The sequence below is a fragment of the Mesorhizobium sp. WSM4820 genome (assembly GCF_055811075.1).
The window spans coordinates 98,570-115,145 of the sequence record NZ_JBVVQN010000009.1; the positions used below are offsets into that span (position 1 = coordinate 98,570).

The window sequence follows — 16,576 nt, forward strand, 5'->3', positions numbered from 1 at the left end:
GTTTCGGTTCCGTTTCAGTCACGAGAATGTCCTGCACCGCACCGTCAGGCGTAGCGTTTCGAGATCACCCTTTCCAGCGCGCGGATGCCTTGCGCCTCGCCGCCGGCGAGACCGTACGGACGATCGGACGGGTTCCAGGCGAAGATGTCGAAATGCGCCCAGGCGGCGGTCTTCTCGACGAAGCGCTTCAGGAAAAGCGCCGCGGTGATCGAGCCGGCGAAACTGTCTGACGTGACATTGTTGATGTCGGCGATCTTCGACGACAGCTTTGCGCCATAGGGTTTCCACAGCGGCATGCGCCACAGTGGATCCTCGACTGCGACGGAGGCCGCAGCCAGGTCGGAGGCCAGCGCTTCATCGGCGGTGTAGAACGGTGGCAGATCGGGACCGAGCGCGACGCGAGCAGCCCCGGTCAAGGTCGCCATGTCGATCAGCAGGTGCGGCTCGTCGTCGTCTGCCAGAGCCAAGGCGTCCGCCAGCACCAGCCGTCCCTCGGCGTCGGTGTTGCCGATCTCGACGGTGATGCCCTTGCGGCTCACCAGCACGTCGCCGGGCCGGAAGGCGTTGCCGGCAATCGAATTTTCGACCGCCGGGATCAGCACACGCAGCCGGACCTTCAGCCCGGCGGCCATGATCATCGAGGCGAGGCCCAACACGTTGGCCGCGCCGCCCATGTCCTTTTTCATCAAAAGCATGCCCGAGGACGGCTTGATGTCGAGACCCCCGGTGTCGAAGCAGACGCCCTTGCCGACCAGCGTCACCTTCGGGGCGTTCTCCGGTCCCCAGATCATGTCGATCAGCCGCGGTGCGCCTGTTGAAGCGCGGCCGACCGCATGGATCATCGGGAAATTCTTCTTGACCAGGTCGTCGCCCCTGGTCACCGACACTTCGGCGTCGTACGTCCCGGCCAGCGTCCGAACTGCCTTCTCCAGCTCGTCAGGTCCCATGTCGCTGGTCGGCGTGTTGACCAGATCGCGCGTTAGGAAAACGCCCTCGGCGATGCGGCGAACGTAAGCCCCTTCAGCGCCGGGCGGCAGCGAAAAACGCAGCGTCTTGCCAGGCTTTTTGCCGTAGCGGGTGAAGACATAGCCGCCGAGCGCCAATGCGATGGCCGCGATTTCCGGCTCGGCCAGTGTGGAGGCGAAATGCCAATCGCCTGCGGGCAAGGCTCTCGCCAGCGCTCCGATGGCAAGCGCGCCTTCGCCGTCGCCCGTGCCGAACAGGGCGCCGGCAAGCGCGCCGTTTTCGTCGGGCAGGATCAGCGTCCGGCCGGCCTGACCGGAAAAGCCGTTGGCCCTCGCCCAGGCGCGCGAGGAGGAGGCAAGCCCTGCCGCATCCAGTCGATCCTTCGCCACCAGATACACCGGCAAAGTGGTCTTCAGTTTTCCCTCGATGAGTTCGACTGGCATTCGATGATCTCCGGCTTCCGAGTCGGCGCTTTTTAACGATCCGTTAGGGTTAACAGAATATTTCTGCGGGAGGGAAGATGGCCACGTAAAAGCCAATTTGACGAATGGAGGCCCTGGTGCAGATGCCGACCAACCGCATGACCAACGCCACGGCCAAGCGGCTGATCACCACGGCGTTCATAATAGCGCTCGCGGCCAGCGTTGCAGGCTGCGGGACCAGCAAGCTGACGACCGGCTCGATCGGACGCCCCAGCGGCAAACCCTTGGAAACCATGTCGGCCGGCGAGTTGCACAAGGCGACGATCGCGCTGGGTCAGTCCTACGCCAAGAACCCAAACGACAAGCGGATCGCGACGAATTACGCCGCGGCGCTGCAAATGGATGGCGACGCCGACCAGTCGCTCGCCGTGATGCGCAAACTGGCGATCGCGCTGCCGAAGGACCGCGACGTGCTCGCCGCCTATGGCAAGGCACTTGCCGCCAACGGGCAGTTCGAGCCGGCGCTCGATGCGGTGCGCCGCGCGCAGACACCGGAATATCCCGACTGGAAGCTGGTGTCGGCGGAAGCCGCTATTCTCGACCAGCTTGGCCAGAGAGACGGGGCGCGCCAGAATTACCGCAAGGCGCTTGACCTCAAGCCGAACGAACCTTCGATCCTTTCCAATCTCGGCATGTCCTATGTGCTGGAAGGTGATCTGCGCACGGCTGAAACCTATATGCGCTCGGCGGCCCAGCAGCCGAATGCCGACAGCCGCGTCCGCCAGAACCTGGCGTTGGTCGTCGGCCTGCAGGGCCGCTTCGACGAGGCCGAGACGATCGCCTCGCAGGAACTGTCGCCCGAACAGGCGCAGGCGAACGTGACTTACCTTCGCCAGATGCTCGCCCAGCAGAACGCCTGGAGCCAGCTCAAGGACCAGGACAAGACAAAGCCCGCCACCAACTGACGGCGCAACGCCATACATATCGATGTTGGCGCTGCCCCTCATTGCCCTGCCGGGCATTTCTCCCCGTAAACAGGGAGAAAGAAGCTGACTGACCATCGGCGCCCTTCCTGCAACGCTTGTCGTTGGCGAAACCGTCGATGACCCGGCTTTCTCCCCGTCACTATACGGGGAGAAATGCCCGGCAGGGCAATGAGGGGCAGCGCCGGCCTGTCAAGAATGCGTTACTGGCTGCTCGACGCCGGCTGGTCGCCGAAAATGCCGCGCTCGCTGACCTGGATGCCGGCGGGACCCAGAATGATGGCGAACAGCACCGGCAGGAAGAACAGGATCATCGGCACGGTGAGCTTCGGCGGCAAGGCCGCGGCCTTCTTCTCGGCGGCGTTCATGCGCATGTCGCGGCTTTCGCCGGCAAGCACGCGCAGTGCGTGCGCCACCGGCGTGCCGTAGCGCTCGGCCTGGACCAGCGCCTGCGACACCGACTTGACCGATTCCAGGCCGGTGCGGCTTGCAAGATTCTCGTAGGCCTGCTTGCGTTCCTGCAAGTAGGAAAGCTCGGCATTGGTCAGGATGAACTCTTCGGCAAGCGCCACCGACTGCGCGCCGATCTCGTCGGCGACCTTACGAAACGCCGCCTCCACCGACATGCCGGATTCGACGCAGATCAGCATCAGATCGAGCGCGTCCGGCCACGCCATCTGTATCGACTGCTTGCGCTTGGTGGCGCGGTTGTTGACATAGAGCACCGGCGCGTAAAAACCGGCATAGGCGACGACGATACAGACGAACAACTTGATGAGAGGCGGCTGCTCCGGCAACCCGCCGAGCACGAACAGATAGATCGCAGCCAGGGCAAAGCCGACAAATGGCAGGATCAGACGGAAGAAAAGGAAACGCGTCAACGGATTCTGCCCGCGGAAGCCAGCCACCTTGAGTTTCTGCAAGGTGCCTTCATCGGCAAGGGCGCGCCTGAGGTCCAGCCGGTCGACAATATTGCGCATGCCGATCGACTGTTGCTCGCGCAGGCCCTTGCGGCGGCGATCGGCATCGAGGGCAAGCCGCGCACGCTGCTTGGCGCGCAGTTCGTCGCGCTCCAGCGCCACCGATTTCATGCGCGCCTTGAGCTGGTTTCCGCCAAAGGCAGGCAGCAGCGTGAACACGGTGGCAAACACCGCAATGCCGACCAGCAGGGCAATCAGAAATGCCGGATCGGTAAGGGTTTTGACGACGTTCTCGGTCATGCGCTCGAAATCCTAAACCTCGAAGTTCATCATCTTGCGCATCACCAGGATGCCGATCGACATCCAGACCGCGGAGCAGCCGAGGATCAGATTGCCGACGCTGGTGGTGAACAAAGGCATGATGTAGTTCGGGCTGGTCAGGTAGACGAGACAGGCGACGACGAAGGGCAAGGCGCCGATGATCACCGCTGACGCCTTCGCTTCCATCGACAGCGCCTGGACCTTGGCCTTCATCTTCTTGCGGTCGCGAAGCACCCGCGAAAGATTGCCCAGAGCCTCGGAAAGATTGCCGCCGGCCTGGGACTGGATCTGGATGACGATGCCGAAGAAGCTCGCCTCGGTGCACGGCATCGTCTCGGCCATGCGCATGCTGGCGTCGGGGATCGACAGGCCCATCTGCTGCGAATCGATGATGCGGCGGAACTCGGTCTTCACCGGTTCGGGCGATTCATTGGCGATCAGGCGGACGGCGTCGTTCAGCGGCAGGCCGGATTTGACCGCACGCACGATGATGTCGAGCGCGTTCGGAAATTCGTTGAGGAACGCCTTGACCCGGCGGGCGCGGCTAAACGAAACGAACCAGCGTGGCAGGCCGAGGCCACCGACCAGCAGCGCACCCGGCAAGACATACAAAGGCGCACCGGCGAAATAGGCAAGAAACGTCAGGACGACGCCGCAAACCGCCGAGTAGAGATAGAAGCGCTCGAGCGAGACCTTCATGCCTGCCTGACGGATCTGGGCCTTCAGGGGCGGCTTTTTGGCGAGGCTCTGGCTGGTTTTGTGCTTCTGTTCGAGGTCCTTCAGTGAATCCTGAACCGATTTGCGCCGCTTGGCCGCTTCCGCCACGCGATCGCGCGAAGCCTTGACGACGGCACCATCCGTCTCGGCGGTCTTGATCGTTTCAAGCCGCCTGCCGACCTGCTTTTCGGTGCTGATCCGGTTGAACAGAAAAGCATAGGCGACCGCGCCGGCGCTGAAGCCGGCGAGCACGATAAATGCCAACACGGTGCCGTCAATTCCAAACATCGGCCTTGGCCCCTACGCCTCCAAATGGATCAGTCAGCGCGTTTCTCCATCGCCTCGAGCGCATTGGCGAGGCGCTGTTCCTCGCCATAGTAGCGGGCGCGCTCCCAGAAATGCGGACGACCGATGCCTGTCGAAACGTGCTCGCCCAGCAGCCTGCCGTTCGCGTCCTCGCCTTTGATGTTGTAGAGAACGATGTCCTGCGTGATGATGACGTCGCCCTCCATTCCGATCACCTCGGTGATATGGGTGATGCGCCGCGATCCGTCGCGCAGGCGTGCGGCCTGGATGATCACGTCGACGGAACCGACCACGATTTCACGCACGGTTTTCTGCGGCAGCGTGTAACCGCCCATCGCGATCATCGATTCGATGCGGTTCAGGCATTCGCGCGGGCTGTTCGAGTGGATCGTGCCCATCGAGCCGTCATGGCCGGTGTTCATCGCCTGCAGAAGATCGAACACTTCAGGTCCGCGCACTTCGCCGACGATGATGCGCTCGGGCCGCATGCGCAGGCAGTTCTTGACCAGATCACGCATGGTCACCTCGCCCTCGCCCTCGAGGTTGGGCGGGCGGGTTTCCAGACGCACCACATGCGGCTGCTGCAGTTGCAGCTCGGCCGAGTCCTCGCAGGTGATGACGCGCTCATCGCGGTCGATATAGTTGGTCAGGCAATTGAGCAGCGTCGTCTTGCCCGAACCGGTACCGCCTGAAATGACGATGTTGCAGCGGACGCGGCCAATGATCTTGAGAATCTCGGCGCCGGGCGGCGAAATGGCGCCGAACTTGACCAACTGGTCGAGTGTCAGCTTGTCCTTCTTGAACTTGCGGATGGTGAGAGCGGCGCCGTCGATGGCGAGCGGCGGCGCGATGACGTTGACGCGGGAGCCGTCGGGAAGGCGCGCGTCGCAGATCGGGCTCGATTCATCGACGCGGCGGCCAACCTGGCTGACGATGCGCTGACAGATGTTGAGGAGCTGCTGGTTATCGCGAAAACGGATGCCGGTCTGCTCGACCTTGCCGTTGACCTCGATATAGACGTCCTTGGAGCCGTTGACCATGATGTCGGCAATGTCGTCGCGAGCGAGCAACGGCTCCAGTGGCCCGTAACCGAGCACGTCATTGCAGATGTCCTCGAGCAGTTCTTCCTGCTCGGCGATCGACATCGCGAAATTCTTGATCGCGATGATGTCGTTGACGATGTCGCGGATTTCCTCGCGCGCGCTTTCGGGATCGAGCTTGGCGAGCTGCGACAGGTCGATGGTGTCGATGAGCGCGGCAAAGACCTGGCTCTTGGTGTCGTAGTAGGTTTCGCTCTTTTGGCGCTGGAGCTTTTTCGGCTCCGGCGCCAATGGCGGCGCCTCGACAGCACGGCGTGCGGGCGGCGCGGCAGACACGCCAGGCGTGCCGGATGACGGCGGCGGTGCGGGTTTGGCGAGAACCGCCGTTTCCGCAGGTTTTGCCGCCGGCGCGGCAGGCGCAGGTGCCGGCTGACGGAATTCCGGGGTGAACCGGCTGCCGTCGTCGCTGCCTCTTTTACCAAACATGATCGATTACCAATTCCGCTCCGGAAGCATCACTTCTTGCCGCGCGAGAGCTTGCCAAGGAGATTGCCGAGGCCCGCTTTCTTTCTTGCCTTGATTTCGCTGCGCCCGGTCAGCACATGCGCAATCTCGTTGATAATGCCGACAACCGGGTTCCTGGCATCCATTTCGCCGAGCATGCGCCCGTTGTTGGCGGCGTTTCCGAACAGCAGCGGCTCGAAAGCAATGACCGACATCGGCGACAGGCCGAGCGAATCGGCGAAGTCGGACGACGAAATCTCCGGGCGCTTCGGCACTCCGGCCTGGTTGATGATCAGCTTCGGCGGCGGATCGTTCGGGCGAAGCCGCTTGAACATGTCGGCCAGATTCTTGGTGTTGCGCAGATTGGCCAGCTCCGGCGTCGCCGTGATCACGATCTCGTCGGCTTTGACCAGTATGTTCTTCGTCCAGCCCGTCCAGACGTGCGGAACATCGAGCACCAGCAGCGGCACGCTGCGCTGCGCCGTGTCGATAAGCTGGGTGAAAGCCTCCGGGTCGAAATCGTAGACCCGATCGAGCGTTGAAGGCGCTGCAAGCAGCGACAGGTGCTCGGCGCACTGGGCAAGCAGCCGATCGAGATAGACCTCGTCGAGGCGCTCCGGTGAGAAAACGGCTTCGGCAATGCCTTGCGCCGGATCCTGATCGAAATTGATGTTGGCGGTTCCGAAAGCCAGGTCGAGGTCGGCGACAACCACTTCCGACTTGAACAGCGACGACATCGCCCAGGCCACATTATGGGCAATGGTCGAGGAGCCGACGCCACCCTTGGCGCCGATAAAGGCGATCGAGCGGCCGATCGGCTCGGCTTCCGGATCAACGAAAATCGTCGAAATCACGCTGACGATATCGGCCATCGATACCGGCGCGATGACATATTCGGAAATGCCGGAGCGGATGAGCTCGCGATAGAGCCCGACATCGTTGTAGTGGCCGATGACCACGACCTTCGAGGTCGGATCGCAGTATTCGGAGAGCTGCGTGAGCTGCTCGAGCAATTGCTTCGGCTCGCTGCGCGATTCCAGCAGGATCAGGTTCGGCGTCGGCGCCGATTGGTAGAACTCGATGGCGGTGGCGATGCCGCCCATATGGACCTTCAGATGGGCCTTGGCCATGCGGCGATCCTCGCCGGCGCGCTCGATCGGATTAGCAACGCCCTCGGTCTCGCAAAATGCCTGGATCGAGATGCGCGGAATCGGCCGCAGCGCCTGCATGGCGGCGACATCCTGCTGCGAGCTTTCGCCGCCGTCTAACCCCGTGTCGTAGGCAAGATTGCTCATTGTCATTTCTTTCCGTGACTTGTCTTCCCGTGACTGGCGCGGCTCAAGCTCAATACTCGACTTCCGAATTGCCGAGGAACTCGTCCGAAATGCCTCGCTCGCGGTAGACGTCGATCACCCCGCTGCGATTTTCTGCGTCGATAACGGATTGCTTGCGGGGCCCGAGCAGATCGGTAGGGTTTGCGATCTGGGCGGCAAGATTGTTCTGATACGAGCAGCCGAAATCGGCATAGTGCTTGTTTTCCGAGGTTTGCAGCAGGTCTTCGGGCCAGCGTCCGCATCTGCCGGTCTGCGCCTTCACCGTGACATAGGCGACGCGGATCGGCGCGGACGCTTCGGGCGAAGCCGACTGGTAGGTGGTGATGACGATCCGGCTGCGGCTGATGCCGCTGGCAATCGCAAGCCTGGCGAAATCGCGACCGGCCGCGGTCGCGGCGATCTCGTTCGCCGAACCGCTCGGGATCGAGATCGTCAAGGTCGGAGCGGCGCTCTTGTCATAGCCATCCAGGAAGCCGAGAAGCGTGTCGCGCTGCGACCCGGTCATGCCGCGATCGCCGGCGCCGACCGGAAGGTCGATCTTCTGGTTTTTCTCGGCAATGACGATCGGATGGTTGGTGCGATAGTCGTCCGGAACAGCGCCGACCGTGATGCTGTCCCGGTTGGCGCAGCCCGCCAGCATTGCGGCGACCGCAACCGCCAGGAGCGGAACGACCGGCTGGCTGATCCGCGACCGGCCGGACCGCATCGCTGCGATGATTGTCCTTGGCTTCAATGCTGACCGAGACATGTCCGCTTCCCCCTTACTTGTAGATGAAGCCGACGACGCCGTGGTAACGGCCGTTGGGCTTGTCGGTCTGCATGGTGCCGTAGACGCGATTGACACGGCCAAGGAACATGCCAGCGCCATCGCTGGCGGCGTTGAAATTGTCGTCCGGCTTGGCAAGGGCGTTGCGCGTCACCGGCTTCACCAGATAGGGCGTAATGATGATGACCAGCTCGGTCTCGTTGCGGACGAAATCCCGGCTGCGGAACAGCGTGCCGAGCACCGGAATCTTGGTCAGCCCAGGCAGGCCGTTGACGGCTTGCCTGATGTCATCCCGTACCAGGCCGGCGATCATCATCGAGCCGCCGGAAGGCAGCTCCACCGTGGTGTCGGCCAAGCGTTTACGGAGCGACAGGACGTTCGTGCCGGGGCTTGTTACACCCTCGGATAAGGATACCGATGCCTCGGTCGTCGGCTCGGAAACCGACGTCCTGACCTTCAGGCTGATGCGGCCGGGAGACAGCACCACCGGCTGGAATTCCAGGCCAATGCCGTATTCGAGCTTCTCGATGTCATACGTCTTCACACCGGTCTGGTTATCGTCGGACACAGCTTGGGAAACGCCGGTCACCATATTGTACTCGCCGCCGACCTTGAAGGTCGCCTTCTCGCCGGATACAGCCGTCAACGTCGGCTCGGCCAGGGTTTTCATGACGCCTGACTGCTCCATGGCGTTGATATAGGCGTCCAGCGTCGAGGTGCCGATAGCCAGGCCAGAGTTCGACAGCGACTTGCCCAGGCCGGTGAAATTGTCGCTCAACGCGCTCCAACTGATGCCATTGCTGCTGCCGCTGCCGATCAGGTTGACGCCGAGCTGCTTCATCACCGAGCGGCTGACTTCGGCCACCGTCACTTTCAGCGTCACCTGGTCGTCGCCGATGATCTGCAGCAGGTTGACGATCTGGCTGACGCGACGCTCGGAATCCGGATTGTCGATGTCGACACCGGCTTCGGCCGAGCCGCCGGAGGCGGTCTGCGAATACTGTCCCGTGGTCGCTTCACCGCCGGACACGAAGATGGTGGCCAGCTGTTCCGCGCGCTTGGCATCCAGCGGAGTGTCCACGGTTCCGGTCAGGACGACGTTGTCGTTCAGCAATTCGACCGTGATGCTCGATGACGGTATGAAGCGCCTGATATAGTCTTCCAGTCCGGCGACGTCGCGTTCGACCGCCAGGTCGAGGCTGACAATCTGTTCGCCATTAGGGCCGAAGACGAAGATGTTGGTGTCGCCGACCGCCTTTCCGAAGAGATAGATGCGCCTGGCGGTGCGGGTCACCGCATCGGCGACCGCCGGGTTGGCGACGAGAATATCGTAGGCATCGCTCGGCAGGTCGATGACCACCGATTTATTGAGACCGAGCTTGACGCGCTGGGTGGCGGTCGAAGCCGACACCTCGGCGCCTGCCGCATTCGCCTCGATGAGGCCATGTGCATTCGTTCCAAGCAGGAACAGGCCGAGAGCCGCAGCCAGTGTGACCGGAGCGTTTAACCTCATTGCCTTGCTCCCACTTCGGAAACTTCGCCCGACTTGATCAGGCGCACTGTTCCGCGCCGGCCATTGCCGGAAACGAGATAGTCGGCCTCGCCCAGATTCTTCTCCTGGGTGTCGGTGATCGACCGCAGCGCCAATGTCAGGCGATCCGCCATCTGCTGGGCGACGGTGATGATTTCCGCCTGCTGCGGTGTCAGTTCCAGCGTCGCGGTCTGGCCGACCCTGGTCCGCTTGCCTTCCTCGTCCTCCTGGATGGTCTGGTCGATCGCCAGGACGCGAATGTTCTTGAGGATGGTCTCGGTGGTAAAGCCGCTGCCGCCGGCTGCCGGATCGGCCCTGCGGGTCATGATGACGTCGACGAAATCATTGGGAAGAATGAAGCCGCCGGCCGACGTGTCGGCCGATACGGCTGTGGCGACGGCCCGCATGCCGGAGGGCAGGATCGACGACATGAAGCTCTGTCCCTCGCCGATCAGCTTGGAGCGCCGCAACGGCTCACCGGCATACATCGCCACACGGGCGACGCCGCCTTTCAGCTTCTCCAGCGCATCGGGCTCCGCGGCGCGGGTTATGAAATTCGCGTTGATGCCGTCGGCCGGCCAGGACTGCCAACTGATGTTGTTCTCCAGCGGACTGCCCATCGGAACGTCGCCGGACAGGACAAGCACGTCCTGCAGCGCGATTGCCGGCGCCTGGGGGCCGGAATCGACGATTTGAGGCGGCGGCGTCGCCACCATGTTTTTTGCGACATATCCTGCGCCACCCGCCGCGGCGACCGCCACGCCCAGAATGATCAGTCGGGATGCTGGCATCTGTCCGAACCTCGTCCTTGGCAAACAAACTAGCCAAGCCGGACCATGCAGCGGCAATCGTCAAAACAAGGTTAATTTAATACTTACGATCGTGATTAATTTAAGGTTTACATAAATTTGAGGCATCGGTCCGGACCGCAAAAAAGGCGGCCAAAGCCGCCTGTTTAAACGCCAAATCGAATGTGAAAGGCAGGCCTGACGCGGGAAGAATCAGGCCGCCAGGCTTGCGAGCGCCCATGCCATCAACGGGGAAGCCGGAAAGGTGAGCAGGCCGCCAATGCCAAGCGCAATGCCATAGGGAACGCCTGATGTCTCGTCGGCGAAATGGCGTAAAAACGGATTGTGGCTTGTGACGGCCGCAAGCGGCGATTTCCGATAGACGAGGATGGCGAGCGTCAGCAGGCCACCGATGACGGTCGAAACCAGGAGGTATTCGACGAGGTGGATGTTCAGCCCCATCCAGACGGCGCTGGCGGCCAGCAGCTTGGCGTCGCCGCCGCCCATGCCGCCGAGCGCGAACAGCCCGAAGGTCACGGCGAGGACCAGGCCGCCGGCGGCAAAATGCCAGCCATAGCTTGCCCAGTCCATGCCAGTCAGCGGCGCGACCAGGGCGAAGACGGCGACAAGCAGCACCGGCACGCGATTGGCGATCGTCATCGACAGCATGTCGGAGATCGCGGCAAAAAGCATGCAGAACGGAAAGACAACGAAGATCAGGGCTTCAAGCATGGGCGCGGCGCCTGTGGTCGAACTGTGCCTGGCCCCAGCCTAGGCATGTCCGACTAACGATTGGTGAGGCCGAAATTTCAAATGGTCCGATACGATTAGATAAGGGCCGCCAGTGCGGCGGCCCTTATCTGGAAACAGCTGAACGCAGTTAGGGGGCGACGGGGGCGTTGGTCACCGCGTTTCCGATAACGTTGAACTTGGTGTTCAGGGCAGTGCCGAGCTGGCCGGCGCCGACCATGATGGCGAGCGCGATGAGAGCGGCGATTAGACCGTATTCGATAGCGGTCGCGCCGGATTCGTCTTTCACAAAACGTGCAATAAGATTAGACATTCGAGAGCTCCTACTCCAGGTGTTACAGCACTTCCGTCAACTTCTCTGTTGGTTGATCGGATGCTGACAATCTATCGAGAAGCTCTTTCGATCGACTTAATAAACAGCCTTACCGATTCCTTTCCGGCTTCGATGACATTGCGTGGTTAACCGCAGACTAAGTGACGCCTATGGACCCGACAGGCGCGGCAGGCTGCGAAAGGCGCAATTTAGCGACCTGGTTCCTCGACACAGTGATGTTGACGATCGGTGATCGGCAGCGAACGTCGATAAATCCCGTCTTTGAGACTAGCGGATGCATCCCCCCTTCGTCATCCCAGAGCGAAGCGACGCGGCGCCACCCCGTTCCGCGAAAAAGCTCGAACCATTCTGGATTGGCCTTCTCGATCAGCTCGATCTTCCACTGGCGCGGCCAGCGCTACAGCGACTTCTCGCGCCGGATGGAGTCGCGAATGTCGAAATGTTCCTCGTACCAGACCAGGCGCTGCACGCCGTAGCGGCTGGTGAAGCGCGAGCCTTCGCCGGATTTGTGCTCCGGCATACGGCGGCCAAGATCGTGCTTCTGGCTCGCGGTCATATAGCCGGTCATGGACAAAGGGTAGCTCGGACCGTTGCGGATGCAAGTGCCGTTCTGGGCCGCTGCATTCTTCGGCTGATGTCACGGCATGGATCCCAGGGTCTGCGCTGCGTCGCTTCGCTCCTTGCTCCGCCCTAGGATGACGAAGACATGGTGGCTTGTGGCTAACCCGGATATCTCACACAGTTGAAGTGCATCGGGGCTGCGAATCAGAGAAAATTGTTTTGCGACAACAGCTTAGCTTTGATCGCGAGGCGCCCCGATGCAAACAGAGTGTAGCGCAGAACAGTTTGATTTTGCACCCGTCGAAAGGCGCGCGGTTGTGGCTGTTTTTGACGGCGGGACGATCACTTCGGATGCCGGCGCGCTTCTGCTGGGGCTGACGGACCGGGCGATCGGACTGGTCGGCCGCTTTGCCCGTTGCTTCACGGACGCGCGCAACGGGGACTTGATCGAGCATGAAGTGGAAGACACTGGTTGGCCAGCGCATCTTCGCCATGGCGCTCGGCTATGAAGACCAAGCAAGATCAGTGCTTTCGCTGCGGTCCGGGCCGTGAGCGAAGGACGGCTGCATCAAAATTCCTGTGTACGCGCAAAATACGGGATGATCGTGGCAGCAAAACATTGATGAAACGTATCGGCACCACTTGCCGAATCGATGATCGTTCGATTGGCGCGCGGCTGCCGGTTCAGTGAACCCGGTAGAGGACGAGTGGCTGGTCCAGCGTCTCCGATATCGGCTCAAGCCAGGACGGAGCGTCCCCCTTGACGATATCCGCCATCAGGCCGTTGGGCGCCCAATCCACCAGCGACCCGGTCTCGTCATTTCCGGGACAGAAGGCGAGCAGTCCGATCTTCTCGCGTCGCATGACTGCATGCGCCTGATCAGGCGTTCCCATGAAGGCATCGAGCACCGCGATATTGCCAGCATTGTTGCGGTGATAAGGCCCTGCGAGAACCCGGTGAGGCGTCGTCGCGATCATCGGTGCGCCAAGGTTCGAGATCGTCAGCACCGTGGTCAGCGGCTGTTGGGCCAGCAAGGCATAAGTTGCATCGGCGGTACAGGACAGTTTGCCCTTGCCGGCGGTTGTGGCGCCAGCGTTCTGCCTCGGCGCGATGGCATTGGCGATCGCATGCGAACCGGCGCTCCATACCAGCGTCAGCGAAATCAGCCAGGCGAAGACCATTTTGAGCGTCGCCTTGGCGGTGCGCCCCTGCGCATCGCGCCTCGCGGCCGCCACCATTGCGGCAAGCGGGATGATGGCGAACGGCAGCGAGAAACTCGTACCGCGTATCTGCCAGACGCTGACGGCGGTGGCTGCCACCAGGAAGCCGAGAAGCATCACTTCAGGCCGTCGCACGCCGTGCCGCAGCGTCGCCGTGACAAGTATCCCCACAGCAATGGCCGGCGTCGCATAATTCTGGGCGACATTCTCGGGTTGCAACGCGACTATGTTCCATAGCGGTTGCGCCTCGGCCACAGAATTCAGCCAAAAATCGCGCATCCTTGGATCGAGTCCGACAAAAGGGTCGCCCAAGCATTGCGGGGCGATCAGGATCGCGGCGGCGCCGACGGCGATCGCCAGGATCAGGAGACCGGCAAGCCGCGCCGGCGTCCCCTTCGAAATAGTGACGGTGGCAGTGGCGGCAAGCCCGAGCCCGCCCAGCAGGGCGACCACAGCCAGCCGTGCCGAATAGGCGTCGCACTGCGCGATCCACCATGACGATGGCGGCACGGTCGCAACGAGCGCGAGAGCGGCCGCGCCGGCGAAGCCAAGGCCGAAACCGATCGCATCGCCGGGACCGTCCTTGCGTGAAAACAACAGCGCCGCCGCCACGCAAGCGCCTGCCACCGCGACATAAGGCGCGGTCTCCATGCCGATCGCCAGCATCAGGGCAGCGCAAACGCCGCTGCCCGCTGCCCTGCGCCATCCGGGCGCCAGCAGCAGCTTCACCATGGCCAGGGCGAACACGACCTGGAGGTTGTGATGGTCCAGCGCCCGCGCGGTAAACAGGCCCATGGCATTCAGCGTTATGGCGCCGATCACCAGCGCCGGAAGCATTGTGTGCGGACCGGCCAGCAACCGCGCCGCCCGGACGATGAGAAACAGCGCCGCGATGCTGAGCAAGGCCGGCCAAAGTATCTCGGCAACCACCTCGCCCGCGGCCATGCTGCCGGTCAGCGCCGCCACTGCCAAAACGATCGCCGCAATCGGCACGTCGACGATGCGCGACCAGTGCATGACGAAGCCGCCGTCCGGCCCCATGCGGTACTGGTGGAGGTCGAACCACGATTGTCCGCCCAGCCAGTCGCGGATCTGCGCCAGCCGCATCATGCTGTCGTTATCGCCGCCAGAATCGAACAATGTCGGGAAACCGGTCGCGGCCTGCGCACCGACCATCACCAGCGCCGCGAGCAGGCTCGTGGCGAGGTCGGCCTTCCAACCTTCAAGACGCGACGGCCGCGCGATAGCGAGCGTGGTGGCGTTGGACATGTCGATGGTTCCGGTGAATTCGTCCCAACTTAAACCTAGCCTTAACGGCTTCAATAAATAGTAAACCTCCAGGTGCGGAGCGGACGCGGACCGGTCGCGGCCCCATTCCACCCCGCCGGAGTTCCACGATGCCACACAGCACGCGTCCCGACCTGACAATCGCGATCCTGATTCCTTGCTACAATGAGGAACAAACCATTGGCGACGTCGTGCGTCGCTTTCGCGAGACGCTGCCGGCCGCAACAGTCTACGTCTACGACAACAATTCGCGCGATCTCACCGCGCTCAAGGCGCGCTCCGCCGGCGCCATCGTGATCCGCGAAGCGCGGCAAGGAAAAGGCAATGTCGTACGGCGCATGTTCGCCGATATAGACGCCGATATCTATCTCATGGCCGATGGCGATGGCACCTATGCGCCGGAAGACACGCCGCTTCTCATCAACACGCTGATCACCGAGCGCTGCGACATGGTGGTCGGCACGCGTCGCGGCGTGACCGCGGATGCTGGCCGATCCGGACATGCCTTCGGAAACCGCATCTTCAACAGCCTCTACAAACGCCTTTTCGGACGCGACTTTACCGATATCTTCTCCGGCTATCGCGCTTTTACGCGACGTTTTGTGAAGAGCTTTCCGGCCGTCTCCGGCGGATTCGAGATCGAGACGGAAATGTCCGTCCACGCCTCGCAGCTCAAACTGCCGGTCGCCGAAATCCTGCTCGACTATGGCCGCCGGCCGGAAGGGTCGTCGTCGAAACTGTCCACCGTCCGCGATGGCGCCAAAATCCTGCTGATGTTCGCGATGCTGATGAAGGAGACACAGCCTTTCCGTTTCTTCGGAGCCATCGCCGCCGTACTCCTGGTTGCCAGCCTGATCCTGATGGCGCCGGTGTTGGTCGAATATTTCGAGACCGGCCTGGTCCCGCGCATGCCGACCTGGGTGCTGTCCATCGGCTTGCTGCTGCTCTCGATACTGATGGCCGTGACCGGGCTCATTCTCGACTCGGTGTCGCGCGGCCGGGCGGAACAGAAGCGTATCTTTTATCTCTCCCTTCCGAATTTCGGCGCGGGCAAAGCCGACGCGATCATCGGCGCCAGCCGCCGCGACGTAGCCTGACGTCCACCATCGGAGCCGCACCCATGAATAGAGAAACCACAAACCGCATCCGCTTCGTCCTCGAGGATGTGCTGCCGCCGATCGTGCGGGACTCCGCCCTGTTCCGGGGCGTCGCCAGTATGGCCTGGGGCGGCCACATCACCCGGCTTGCGGCCTTCCGTGAGCGTGCGCCGTTCCTGACGGCCGATGAATACGAAACGCTCTATCGCGAGCATCCGCGCGTGCATGAGGGCACGGACAATTCCGAAGCCTGCATCGAGCGCATCATCGCCGACACGGTCGGCGACAGCGTCTGCGATGTCGGCTGCGGCACGGGCGTATTGATCAAGCGCATCCGCGAGGCGCGGGATGGCGCCGGCCATTATACCGGCGTCGACTTCGTGGTGGCGGACGCGGCGGCGATCCCCGGCGTCGACTACGTTGCCGCTCGTATAGAATATCTGCCCTTTCCAGATGCGGCCTTCGACACGGTCATCTGCACGCATGTCATCGAACACGTTCTGGAATACCGGCAGGCGATCGCCGAACTGCGCCGCATCTGCCGCACGCGCCTGATCATCGTCGTGCCGCGCGAGCGCGAATACCGCTATTCGTTCAACCCGCATTTCAACTTCTTCCCCTACACGCATTCCTTCCTGCGGGCCGTGCATCCGGTGCCGCGGAATCATGCGTGCGTGGATATCGGCCGCGATATCTATTACTCGGAAGACCGGCTGGAAGCCTGAAGC

The 16,576-nt window shown here is 62.3% G+C and carries 14 protein-coding genes and 2 pseudogenes; 4 read left to right on the forward strand and 12 right to left on the reverse strand.

The genetic code is table 11. The features are described from left to right. Window positions 1-44: 44 nt before the first annotated feature. The gene (locus AC0L2R_RS16335) at window positions 45-1,409 is read right to left on the reverse strand and encodes a leucyl aminopeptidase family protein (RefSeq protein ID WP_473510187.1); all 1,365 of its coding nucleotides are present in this window, start codon (window positions 1,407-1,409) and stop codon (window positions 45-47) included. A 122-nt stretch (window positions 1,410-1,531) separates the two neighbouring features. Here AC0L2R_RS16335 and AC0L2R_RS16340 point away from each other — a divergent pair, with 122 nt between their 5' ends. After that, window positions 1,532-2,353: a tetratricopeptide repeat protein gene (locus tag AC0L2R_RS16340; protein ID WP_091600344.1), complete on the forward strand. Its 822-nt coding sequence runs from the start codon at window positions 1,532-1,534 to the stop codon at window positions 2,351-2,353. A gap of 221 nt (window positions 2,354-2,574) precedes the next feature. Here AC0L2R_RS16340 and AC0L2R_RS16345 read toward each other — a convergent pair whose 3' ends face one another. The 10 genes and pseudogenes from AC0L2R_RS16345 to AC0L2R_RS16390 all read right to left on the reverse strand — a co-directional run. Further along, window positions 2,575-3,591, reverse strand: coding sequence for a type II secretion system F family protein (locus AC0L2R_RS16345; RefSeq protein ID WP_473510188.1), 1,017 nt, complete (start codon window positions 3,589-3,591; stop codon window positions 2,575-2,577). A gap of 12 nt (window positions 3,592-3,603) precedes the next feature. Then, entirely contained in the window at window positions 3,604-4,617 is a 1,014-nt protein-coding gene (locus AC0L2R_RS16350; protein ID WP_473490501.1) for a type II secretion system F family protein, read from the reverse strand. Between the two features lie 29 nt (window positions 4,618-4,646). Further along, entirely contained in the window at window positions 4,647-6,161 is a 1,515-nt protein-coding gene (locus tag AC0L2R_RS16355; RefSeq protein ID WP_473510190.1) for a CpaF family protein, read from the reverse strand. A gap of 29 nt (window positions 6,162-6,190) precedes the next feature. Beyond that, on the reverse strand, window positions 6,191-7,474 hold the full coding sequence (locus tag AC0L2R_RS16360) for a CpaE/TadZ family protein (protein WP_208602567.1): 1,284 nt from the start codon (window positions 7,472-7,474) through the stop codon (window positions 6,191-6,193). Between the two features lie 49 nt (window positions 7,475-7,523). Next, the gene (locus AC0L2R_RS16365; protein ID WP_473510192.1) at window positions 7,524-8,261 is read right to left on the reverse strand and encodes a CpaD family pilus assembly protein; all 738 of its coding nucleotides are present in this window, start codon (window positions 8,259-8,261) and stop codon (window positions 7,524-7,526) included. A gap of 13 nt (window positions 8,262-8,274) precedes the next feature. Beyond that, window positions 8,275-9,792 (reverse strand): type II and III secretion system protein family protein, encoded by a 1,518-nt coding sequence (locus AC0L2R_RS16370; protein ID WP_091600309.1) that lies wholly within the window; start codon window positions 9,790-9,792, stop codon window positions 8,275-8,277. After that, window positions 9,789-10,601 carry a Flp pilus assembly protein CpaB gene (gene cpaB, locus AC0L2R_RS16375; RefSeq protein ID WP_091600308.1) on the reverse strand — a complete coding sequence of 271 codons (813 nt, stop codon included), beginning with the start codon at window positions 10,599-10,601 and terminating at the stop codon, window positions 9,789-9,791. Before cpaB ends, AC0L2R_RS16370 begins: the two co-directional genes overlap by 4 nt. A 210-nt stretch (window positions 10,602-10,811) precedes the next feature. Then, window positions 10,812-11,330, reverse strand: coding sequence for an A24 family peptidase (locus AC0L2R_RS16380; protein ID WP_473510194.1), 519 nt, complete (start codon window positions 11,328-11,330; stop codon window positions 10,812-10,814). Between the two features lie 148 nt (window positions 11,331-11,478). Next, complete coding sequence (locus AC0L2R_RS16385) at window positions 11,479-11,661, reverse strand: Flp family type IVb pilin (protein WP_091600306.1); 183 nt, start codon at window positions 11,659-11,661, stop codon at window positions 11,479-11,481. A 337-nt stretch (window positions 11,662-11,998) separates the two neighbouring features. Next, window positions 11,999-12,250: pseudogene (locus AC0L2R_RS16390) on the reverse strand (GIY-YIG nuclease family protein); the annotation flags it as partial. 250 nt (window positions 12,251-12,500) lie between these two features. On the opposite strand from AC0L2R_RS16390, the pseudogene AC0L2R_RS16395 reads away from it, so the two are divergent. Continuing rightward, window positions 12,501-12,756, forward strand: a pseudogene (locus AC0L2R_RS16395) (transposase); the annotation flags it as partial. Between the two features lie 171 nt (window positions 12,757-12,927). On the opposite strand, the gene AC0L2R_RS16400 reads toward AC0L2R_RS16395, so the two are convergent. Further along, a complete protein-coding gene (locus AC0L2R_RS16400) occupies window positions 12,928-14,733 on the reverse strand; it encodes a GtrA family protein (RefSeq protein WP_473510196.1) in 1,806 nt (601 codons plus the stop codon). Window positions 14,734-14,861: 128 nt separating this feature from the next. Between AC0L2R_RS16400 and AC0L2R_RS16405 the strand changes: the two genes are divergently transcribed. Together AC0L2R_RS16405 and AC0L2R_RS16410 are read left to right on the forward strand one after the other, a co-directional pair. Next, window positions 14,862-15,848 carry a glycosyltransferase gene (locus AC0L2R_RS16405; protein WP_473510198.1) on the forward strand — a complete coding sequence of 329 codons (987 nt, stop codon included), beginning with the start codon at window positions 14,862-14,864 and terminating at the stop codon, window positions 15,846-15,848. A 23-nt stretch (window positions 15,849-15,871) separates the two neighbouring features. Then, the gene (locus AC0L2R_RS16410) at window positions 15,872-16,573 is read left to right on the forward strand and encodes a class I SAM-dependent methyltransferase (RefSeq protein WP_091599960.1); all 702 of its coding nucleotides are present in this window, start codon (window positions 15,872-15,874) and stop codon (window positions 16,571-16,573) included. The last annotated feature ends 3 nt before the right edge of the window (window positions 16,574-16,576 follow it).